This window comes from Bradyrhizobium murdochi, assembly GCF_000472965.1.
GTDB classification, from domain to species: domain Bacteria; phylum Pseudomonadota; class Alphaproteobacteria; order Rhizobiales; family Xanthobacteraceae; genus Bradyrhizobium; species Bradyrhizobium murdochi.
The window spans coordinates 127,299-136,379 of the sequence record NZ_AXAU01000020.1; the positions used below are offsets into that span (position 1 = coordinate 127,299).

The 9,081-nt window shown below is 63.9% G+C and carries 7 protein-coding genes; 4 read left to right on the forward strand and 3 right to left on the reverse strand.

Annotation, left to right across the window (positions count from 1 at the left end):
• The first annotated feature begins 136 nt into the window (after window positions 1–136).
• Window positions 137–2,014: an ethylbenzene dehydrogenase-related protein gene (locus tag YUO_RS0129550; RefSeq protein WP_028350512.1), complete on the forward strand. Its 1,878-nt coding sequence runs from the start codon at window positions 137–139 to the stop codon at window positions 2,012–2,014.
• Entirely contained in the window at window positions 2,015–3,100 is a 1,086-nt protein-coding gene (locus tag YUO_RS42070; RefSeq protein WP_051379706.1) for a 2Fe-2S iron-sulfur cluster-binding protein, read from the forward strand.
• Here the strand turns inward: YUO_RS42070 and YUO_RS0129560 are convergent.
• The 3 genes from YUO_RS0129560 to YUO_RS42075 all read right to left on the reverse strand — a co-directional run bounded on the left by YUO_RS0129560 (window position 3,097) and on the right by YUO_RS42075 (window position 7,704).
• Window positions 3,097–3,909, reverse strand: coding sequence for an MBL fold metallo-hydrolase (locus YUO_RS0129560; protein ID WP_028350513.1), 813 nt, complete (start codon window positions 3,907–3,909; stop codon window positions 3,097–3,099). The genes YUO_RS42070 and YUO_RS0129560 overlap by 4 nt on opposite strands.
• 74 nt (window positions 3,910–3,983) lie before the next feature.
• Window positions 3,984–5,606, reverse strand: a complete 1,623-nt coding sequence (gene ggt, locus YUO_RS0129565) for a gamma-glutamyltransferase (protein WP_028350514.1) — start codon at window positions 5,604–5,606, stop codon at window positions 3,984–3,986.
• Window positions 5,607–5,727: 121 nt separating this feature from the next.
• Window positions 5,728–7,704, reverse strand: a complete 1,977-nt coding sequence (locus YUO_RS42075) for a primary-amine oxidase (protein ID WP_035727916.1) — start codon at window positions 7,702–7,704, stop codon at window positions 5,728–5,730.
• A gap of 153 nt (window positions 7,705–7,857) precedes the next feature.
• On the opposite strand from YUO_RS42075, the gene YUO_RS0129575 reads away from it, so the two are divergent.
• Window positions 7,858–8,802 (forward strand): helix-turn-helix domain-containing protein, encoded by a 945-nt coding sequence (locus YUO_RS0129575; protein ID WP_028350515.1) that lies wholly within the window; start codon window positions 7,858–7,860, stop codon window positions 8,800–8,802.
• An 85-nt stretch (window positions 8,803–8,887) separates the two neighbouring features.
• On the forward strand, window positions 8,888–9,081 hold a 194-nt coding region (locus YUO_RS45170), incomplete at its 3' end, for a helix-turn-helix domain-containing protein (protein ID WP_028350516.1).

A 9,081-nucleotide genomic window follows, 5' to 3' on the forward strand; every position in this document is an offset into this window, starting at 1 on the left:
CCTGGCCCGCAAGGAACAATCTGGACGATGGTCTCACCGACGCTTTGAGCGCCATCGAGGGTACGGCAGCGACATCGGCGGTTGGTGGGATCGGCGCCAATAGTTGCTGTTCGGTAAGTGAAGTAGCGGGGCGTGTGTGAGGCAGCGTAAGACGGACTATGGGACCATCATTCTGCACTGGACGTTCGTGGCCGCATTCGCCGTTGCGCTCGTCACCGGCTTACGCATTGCGACGGAAACGCCTGACCGGACCTGGATCAACTGGTTCGACGCCGTGCTGCCGCGCGACAGCGTATGGATCGCCCATATGCAGGCGGCCGTCGTCCTGGTCGCCGTGGCGATCGGCTACGTCGTCTACATGCTGCGCTCCGGCCTTGGACGCCGCGTCCAGCTCGACAAGGTTCGCCTGCGCGGATTGTTCGGCCGCGGACAGGCCAGGTTGAGCGCCGTGATTGCCCTGATGTACTGGATTTTCTTCGTCACGATGTTCGGTTTGCTGGTCAGCGGCGGCGCGCTCTATTTCGGCTTCTACTCCGGCTACGACGTGGCGATGCTGCACTGGGTAGGGACCTGGGTGATCCTCGCCTTTGTCGCCCTTCATGTCCTGACCCAATACAAGAGCGGCGGCATCTCGCAACTGCTGCGCATTTTTCGTCCCGCCCCATTGCCGGCACCGCCGCCGCGGCTCGATGCCGTCGAGCTCTTGGGGCTGCTGGCCGAGCGATCGGCGCGGGCGCCGGAATCCGAAGACCCACCGCCCGAGGTTGCATCGCATCCACTGCAGCCCGGCGCAGAGGCGCGCCGCGATCGGACGCGTGAGCTGGATCCGGCGCCGCGATCCCATGCCGGGCCTTCGAGATCGCGAAACCCGACGCTGCAGGCCAATCCGTTCCTCGTGGCGGCCGCCGCTGCGATCACCGGCGCTTCGCTCCTCGTGGCTACCGATCGGCTGGCGGTGGACAGTGTTCAGATTCGCCGCATCAATTCCGCCGACGCGCCGGTCCTCGACGGCGACACATCCGATCGGGCCTGGCGCGGCGTCAGGCCGTTCTCGCTATTGACCGGAGAGGGCGGAAATTTCGACGGCAAGGGCGAAACCAGAATCGAAATTCGCGCGGTGCATGACGGCACCTATGCCTATTTCCTCTTCACCTGGGAAGATTCGACGCGCTCGCTAAAACACCTGCCGCTCGTCAAGCAGGCCGATGGATGGCACCTGCTTCATTCCGGCTTCCAGCTTGGCGACGAGCATCAGTACAACGAAGACAAGTTTTCGGTGCTGCTGACCACGTCGGATGTTACGCTGGCGGGTGGGCGAACCTTTCATCCCGGGCCGCAGCCGGTCGCCGGCGCGCCGGCCACCATGAGCGGCCGCGGACTGCATTACACGGCATCCGGCTATGCCGACGTCTGGCAGTGGAAGGCCACGAGTGGCGCGAGCGGATGGCTGGACGATACGCATTTCGGACCGCCGCTCGACCCGACCCCGATGCAGGCGGCAAACGTCGTTCCGTACAAGGGCGGCTTTGCGCCCGATCCGGGCACGGCAAACTACCGGGACAATTTCACTGTCGAGGCCGATACATCAGGTGGTCCGCGCCGCAGCCGGCTGATCGCTCCGCTGCGCCTGCCCAAAGTCGTCGCCGACACGACGAACGCGATGGGGGATATCGATCTCGATCCCAATCACGGCGAAAGCGACGGCGCGCGATGGTTCATGACCGAGCAGGATTCCGTGCCGTATTCGACCAGCGTCGACGCCCGCATTCCGACGGGGACCGTGATCCCGGGCGTCATCCTCGGCGGCGAATTTTCAGGCGACCGCGCCGACATCAGAAGCGCAGCCCGCTGGGCTTCCGGCCACTGGGCGCTCGAGGTGAAGCGTCGGCTCGACACCACAAGCCAGTTCGACGTGCCGATCAAGACCGGCATCTTCATGCGGGTCGCCGCTTTCGACCACAGCCAGATCAGACATACACGGCACGTCCGTCCTATTCGTATCGAGGTGGAATAAATGTCAAGGATTTGCAAAGTCACTGTTAACAACGAGCCGTATTTGGCCAATCGCGGCGAGCTTCTGCTCGACTGGGCGTTGATGAACGGGGTCGACCTTCCGCATGATTGCCGTTCCGGAATTTGCGGCGCCTGCCGCGTGCGGCTCGTCGACGGCCAGGTATTCGGCGGCCATAGCCGGGGCGACGACATGATCCACGCCTGCCAGGCCCGAATCGTCTCCGATCTCGAAATCGCGATCGAGGCGGCGCCCGAGCCGGTGGCGCTGTCGGCGGAAGTGGCGCAGACTGTTCAGCTCGCACCTGACGTGGTGGGTGTCGACATCGAGCTGCCGAAGCCGCTCGACTATCTTCCCGGCCAGTACTGCAAGCTGCAGTTTCAGGGATTCCCGGCAAGGTCCTACAGCCCGACCTATCCGCTGGAAGGCCGGCCCCACGATCGCATCCTGCACTTTCACATCCGAAAGGTCGCAGACGGACTGGTATCGTCGGCGCTGGGCCACGACATCCGCGCCGGACATCGCGTCAAGCTGACGGGACCGTACGGCCGCGCCTTTTTCAGGCAAGGCCATGCCGGGCGCATCGTTCTCGTCGCCAGCGGCACCGGTTTCGCCCCGATGTGGTCGGTCGCGGTCGCTGCGATCATGGAGCAGCCGCAGCGCGAAATGGTCTTCGTGGTGGCGGCACGAAGCATCCGTTCGCTCTACATGCACGCGGCGCTGTGCCGGTTGGCGCTGTTTCCCAACGTCACGCTGATTCCGATGGTATCGGAGCCGCAAAACATCTCGCACGCGGTTCGCAGCGGCCGGCCGACCGATCATTTGCCAAAACTCACGCCTGATGACGTGGTCTACACCGCGGGCGCGCCGGCGATGACCGATGCGGTGGCGCGGATTGCCAAGGCTGCGGGCGCCCGATGCTACACTGATCCCTTCGTGCAGGAGCCGCGGACGGTGGAGCAGGCCGGCCTGATGTCGCGCCTCACCGGCTGGCTCAGCGAGCCGAAGAGCGCCATCCCGTTGCAGCCGGCGCAACGCGAGGCGCCGATGCCGCGAGGCGCAGCCGCAGTTGGCGCGGGTAACCGCTAGCCGATGCCTGAGATCGCTGCGATATACCGCCGAACGGACATTTCGAACGCTGCCTTGGCGTTGCCTTCGATGTTGCGGCCCCACCACGCGCCATAGGTGCGGTCGAACGCCAGCGGCTCGACCGCGCGTGCGATCCGGCGCACGGCTGCGGCATTGAGCGGGATGTAATTCGGGTAGCTGTACATGAAGCTGAGGGAGCGGCGGTCCATCGCGACCATCGCGACATCGCCGGTGAGCAGCGCACCACGGCCCTCCGCGCCGGCGCGCCAATGCAGGACCGTGGCACCCGCAAAATGTCCGCCGGTTCGTACCAGCAGGATATCGTCCGAGAGCCGGTGACTGTCGCCGGTCCATGGCACGATTGTCCGATGCGGCCGCGTGACGAAAGCGCGGTCGTCGCCGTGCAGATAGACCGGCACGCCGCCGAACGCCTCGCTCCAGTCCGCGACCGCGCCATAGTAGTGCGGGTGCGAGACGGCAATCGCCTTCAGACCGCCAAGTGAACGGACGTAGTCGATCGCCTCGGGCGTGGCTAACGGCACGCAATCCCACATCACGCAGCCATCCGCCTCGCGCACGAGTAGCGCGCGCTGTCCGATCGCAAAACTCGGTTTGAGTCCGATGCCGGGAATGCCGAGATCGTCACGCCAGACGAGCGTGTGATATTGTGCCAATTCCTCGCGCGTGAGCCACGCCTGTCCCTTCCAGTTCACAAATTGCCGTTCGTCCTCGCAGACCGGGCACGCGGCCGGTGGCGCAGCACTTTCGGGAAACTGGGCGCCACATTGTTCGCAAGTCCATAGCGGCATCGGCATCACTCCTGTCGGGAGGGAGTGGTAACGCATAACGGCAGGGCCAGCCAATGCGAGACGCCGATCAACAATTAGTAACCGATCGCCGCGCCATCGCTGCGCGGATCGGAACCGCCGCTCAGCATGCCGTTCGGCCGGTCGATGGTAATGCCATGCGCATGGCCGGCCATTTCGTTCCAGGCGTCCCAGCGGTTGATGGTGTGGCCGCGCTGTGCGAGCGCATCGATCGTATCTATAGGGAACCGCCCTTCGATATGCAGCGTGTCGCGCGCCTCGCCGAGCGCGAAGCGGCCGGAGAGAAATCGCGGCATCTCGATCGCTTCCTGGATATCGAGTCCGAAATCGATCATGGCGGAGTAAAGCTGGAGCTGAATTTGCGGCTGGCCATCCGCGCCCATGCAGCCGAGCACGCTCCAGAGCTTGCCGTCGCGTTTGGCCATCGAGGCGATCAGCGTATGCAGCGGGATCTTGCCAGGCTCGAGGCGATTGGGATGATTGCGGTCCAGCGTGAAATACGCGCCGCGATTTTGCAGGATGACGCCGGTGTCTCCCGCGACCACGCAGGCGCCGAACGCGCCATACAGGCTTTGAATCAGCGACGCTGCGTTGCCTTCGCGGTCGACAGCGGCGACATAGACCGTGTCGCCGGCGAGGCTGCCGAAGGACGGGACCATGTCCCATTTCAATGCCGACCTCCCGTCGATTAGCCGGCCGCGCAGGTACGCGTATTCCTTCGATATCAGCCGCTCGACTGGCACCTCGACAAAGGAGGGATCGGCGAGCATCTGATCGCGGTCGTGATAGGCAATCTGCTTGGCCTGCACCATGAGATGCACATGATCGGGCCCGAGGAAATCCTTTCGGTGCAGTTCGTGCGGCTCGAGGAGGTTGAGCATTTCGAGCACGGTAAAGCCCTGCGTCGGCGGCGGCGTGTTGAAGACGGTGACGTCGCGGTAGCGGCCAGCAAGCGGCTCGCCCCAGATCGCCTTTTGCCGGCCGAAATCGGCCAGCCGAAACAGGCCGCCCTTCTCTTCCGAAAAGCGCGCCATTTCAGCCGCGACATCCCCTTGATAAAAGCCCGACCATCCGCCATCCGCGATCGACTGAAGCGTGCGGGCAAGGTTTGCATTGGTGAGCTTCGCGCCTAGCCACGCTGCCGTCCCTTGCGGAAAGAACAGCGCGGCGGCGTCGCGATCCCCAAGCAGATCATCCCGCATCATCTCGATGAAGCTGGCGAGGCGGCCGGTGACCGGAAAGCCGTCGCGGGCATAGCCGATGGCGCTCTCGAGCACACGCTGGAGGGGCAATCGCCCATGGACATGGTGCGCCTCGATCCAGCTCGCCACGGCGCCCGGCACCGTGAGCGTCGCCGGCACGATTCCCCGCAGCGGGATTTCCTTCAACCCTCGCTGCTCGATCGACGAAAGCGTAGCCGTGGCTGCCGCCTTGCCGCCGCCATTGAGGTAGCGGATCTCGCCGGTGGCGCCGTCGTGAATGAGCCAGAACGCGTCCCCGCCGAGACCGGACATATGCGGATAGACGACGGCGAGCACGGCACTCGTCGCAATCGCGGCATCGACGGCGGAGCCGCCGGCGCGGAGCACGTCGATGCCGGCCGCGGAAGCCAGCGAATGCGGCGACGTCACCATGCTGTTCGACGCAAGCGTCACCGGCCGGCCGGTACGAATGTCCAATTCAAGCCCCTGGAATATGCCGCCCCGACGGCGGTCACGAGCGAATTCGCCTGATCATGTACCTGCGATTCATGGTCAGCCCTCCTTGCTTGATGAAAAGAAGCAGCAAACCTGCGGATCGTCAGCCGCAGCACGAATCCTTGTCACGGTTGTCCCGGCTCGCAGCGTTCCGGTCGGGCGGCAGGTCCATCGCCGGATTCTCGGCAAAGAAGCCATTCGGCTTCAGCGTGAAGCCGACATATTCGACCGGCATCACCGGAAAATCCTCGGGCCGGCAGACATGCGTCGCCCCAAAACTGTGCCAGACCACGATATCCTGGTTTTCGATGGTGCGGTTCTGGGCGACATACTTCGGCAGACCGTCGCCGCCGGCATGCTGGTTCGGAAACTCGCCGCTCGCGTAGCGCTCGTCGGGGGTGTAGCGCGTCACCCAGATGTGCTTGGTCGCAAATCCGCCGCGCGAGGTCATGTAGCAGCCCTCCTGCGCCAGCATCGCGGGCGCACTGTGCGCCATCAGCTTATACGCCGTCGGACCGCCAACGCTATTCTTCCTGTTGGGGTTGCAGATCTTCCAGTATCGCCCGGTCCGCCCGTCGGCCTCTCTGGCCGCGTCGCGCTCGCGCGAGAGCGTTCGGGCCGTGACATCGAAAACGTTGCCGTATGGGTTGTCCGTACCCCACGGCCGCGGGCGGAATTCGTGTTCGGTGACGGTGTTGCCCTCGCCGTCGAGCATCATGTGCAGGCGGGCATTGAAGAAGTGCTGATGGGTCGGGCCGCCGAGATTCTCGGCGACCATGCCGCCCCATAGGTAGTCCTTGCCTGCGGCGATCGCTGCGGTCTGAATGATGCCGGTCAGTTTGACCTCGAGCTGGATCGTGCCGTCCTGATAAAAATACCAGAAGAAGCCGTAGTCGTAGTTTCCGACTGTGGTGAAGAAGGAGATGACGAGGCGGCGCGACCGCCGCACCTCGAACGTCTCGTTACGGAATTCGTAATGCTTCCAGAGGATCCCGTAATCCTCCTCGTGCAGGCAGATCGCGTTCTTCATGATGCTGGGCTTGCCGTAGTCGTCGGCGACCGGCACGTCGAAATAATTGATATGGCCGAGGCAGTCGCAGCCGAGCTCGAGCGCGTTGGCGAGCTTGCCTAGTCCATATTCGCCGGCATCGAAGGCGCATTTCCAGAAATGGTTCGCGGTCGGATCGGCATAGGGCACGATCATGTCGGTGACGCTGGCTCGATAAATGATCGGCCGTTCGCGCGCACCGTCGCGGAAGGAGATCTGGTGCAGCACGAGGCCCTCGCGCGCGGTCCAGCCAACGCGGAACGACCAGTTTTGCCAACTGACCTTCCAGCCCTCGACCGTAAAGCTCGGTCCGTCCTTCTGCACGATGTCGAGCGGCTTAACGTCCTTGCGCGTTTGCGGGATCGACGCCCGGTCGTAGTTGCGCGACGTTTTCGGGATCGGAATAATGTCGAGCTCGTCGACCAGATGGACGATCCTGTTCTCGATCAGGTCGACCAGCGCGACCACGCCCTCGATCGGATGCGCATAGCCGTTGTCCTTGAGATCCCTGCGCCAATAGGACACAGCGCTGACCAGCCTGCGGCCCTTCTCCACCTCGCGGTCGAAATAGCCGGCCGAGAACGGATCGACCTGAACCAGCTCGATGTCCTTGTCATCGAGACCGCGCCGCTTCATCGCGCGCCGCCAGTCCGCGTCGGCCTTGACGATGTCGCCGACCTTGAACACCTCCTCGATCGTGATCGGCGGCTGGCCGTAAGGATGGGCCTTGGTCGAATATTCGCGCCACGCCGTCACGGACTCTGATTCAAGGTCCACGGTGGCGACATGCGTCGCGCCGGTCTTGCTGTCGAACAGGGTGGCGGCAGCCCGCCGCGGCAGCGCAACGCCCGGCTCCCAGCCGAGGACTTCGGACTTAGCGGGCTCTTCGAGTTGCACTTGGGTAAATCGCGCGTGCGGGCCGAGCCGCTTTTCTTTCTTCAAGATTTCGGACGCTAGTGCGACTTCGGCCTCGCTGAGCGGGTCGAGCGGGTGATCGGCATCTGTGCCGACAGATGGCTTTGTAGGTATCATATCGGACCGAATTCCCATGGAACTGGCCGCAGGTTACGGCGGCCCGGGCGCAGCGTCTTGAATGAACCTGCCACGTCCGGCGCTGGTTAGGCCCTTGCCAGAGCCAGCAATCCTGCGCGACGCTGGGGTTCATCAACCGGATGTCGTCACGCGATGCCGATCAGCGTCTCCACCGACCCGATCCGTCCGACGGAGCGTCAGGCCTTCTGGACCGAGGCGATCTGCCGGTCTTTCGCCAGCATCGAGACCAGGCCGCTCGGCTCCACCGTCGTCAGCGGCCACTTCGAGTTCGTCGAGATCGGCGATGCCAAGCTCGTGCGCTTCGACAGCAGCCCGCAATGCTACACCCGCGATGCCAGGCTGGTGAGCCGGGCCGGCTCGGACGAGTTCATGTTCGATTTTCAGCGGCGCGGGCGCAGCGCGATGATGCAAGCCGGCAACGAGGGCACGATCGATCCGGGATATGGCGTGCTCTATGACGCGCGGCGTCCGTTCGAGGATCGGCTGTTCGGCCCCGAACAGCGCGCGGAACTGCTGATCGCAACCGTCCCCGCCGCGCCGCTGTTGCGGTCCATTCCCGGCGCGGAGCGATTATGCGCCAAGCCTGTGCCGCTATCCGGGGCCGTTGCGCGTTCGATTGCCGCGATGGTTCGCAACGCGATTTCCTTGCCCGATGCACCGGAGCGACAGGAGGAGCCAGATATCGTTGCCTTTTTGTCGGCTCTGCTGCGTCTTGCCGCAGGCGCCAGCCATCAACTCAGCCGTCCCAACCTGTTCCGCCTGATCGATACCTATCTGAGGGCCAATATCGCCGCTGTCCGGCCAGTGCCGGCGCTCGCCGCCGAATTCGGCATCTCGGAGCGGACTTTCCATCGCATCTTCGCCGACCGCGAGACCACGTTCGAACGGCATGTCCTTCATCTGCGGGTCGAGCTGTTAGGCAACCTGCTGCGGCAGGCTTCGCTGGCCAACATTTCGATCGCGAGATTGGCGCATCAATGCGGGTTTGCCGATGCCGCTCACGCTGCACGCGCGTTCAAGAACAAGCATGGCACCACGCCGCGGGATTTTCGCGCAAGCGTTCCGGTTCGGCTCTAGATGTGAGCTTTCAGGAGGTTGTCCATTCGGCCCTGACCGAGGAAGCTGAGGTTGCTGAAGCTTCAGATTCTGAGGGGAGAACCGAATGGACACCCATAAGAATGCGCCTCTGACACCGAAAGGTCGAGAGGCGATGGCGCGGAGCGTAGTCGACGGCGGGCTGAGCAAGGCCGCGGCCGGCCGTCAGTTCAACACCACAGCGAAGACGGTCGCCAAATGGGTCGAACGCTTCCGCGCGGAAGGTGTCGATGGTTTGCGCGATCGCTCCTCACGGCCTCA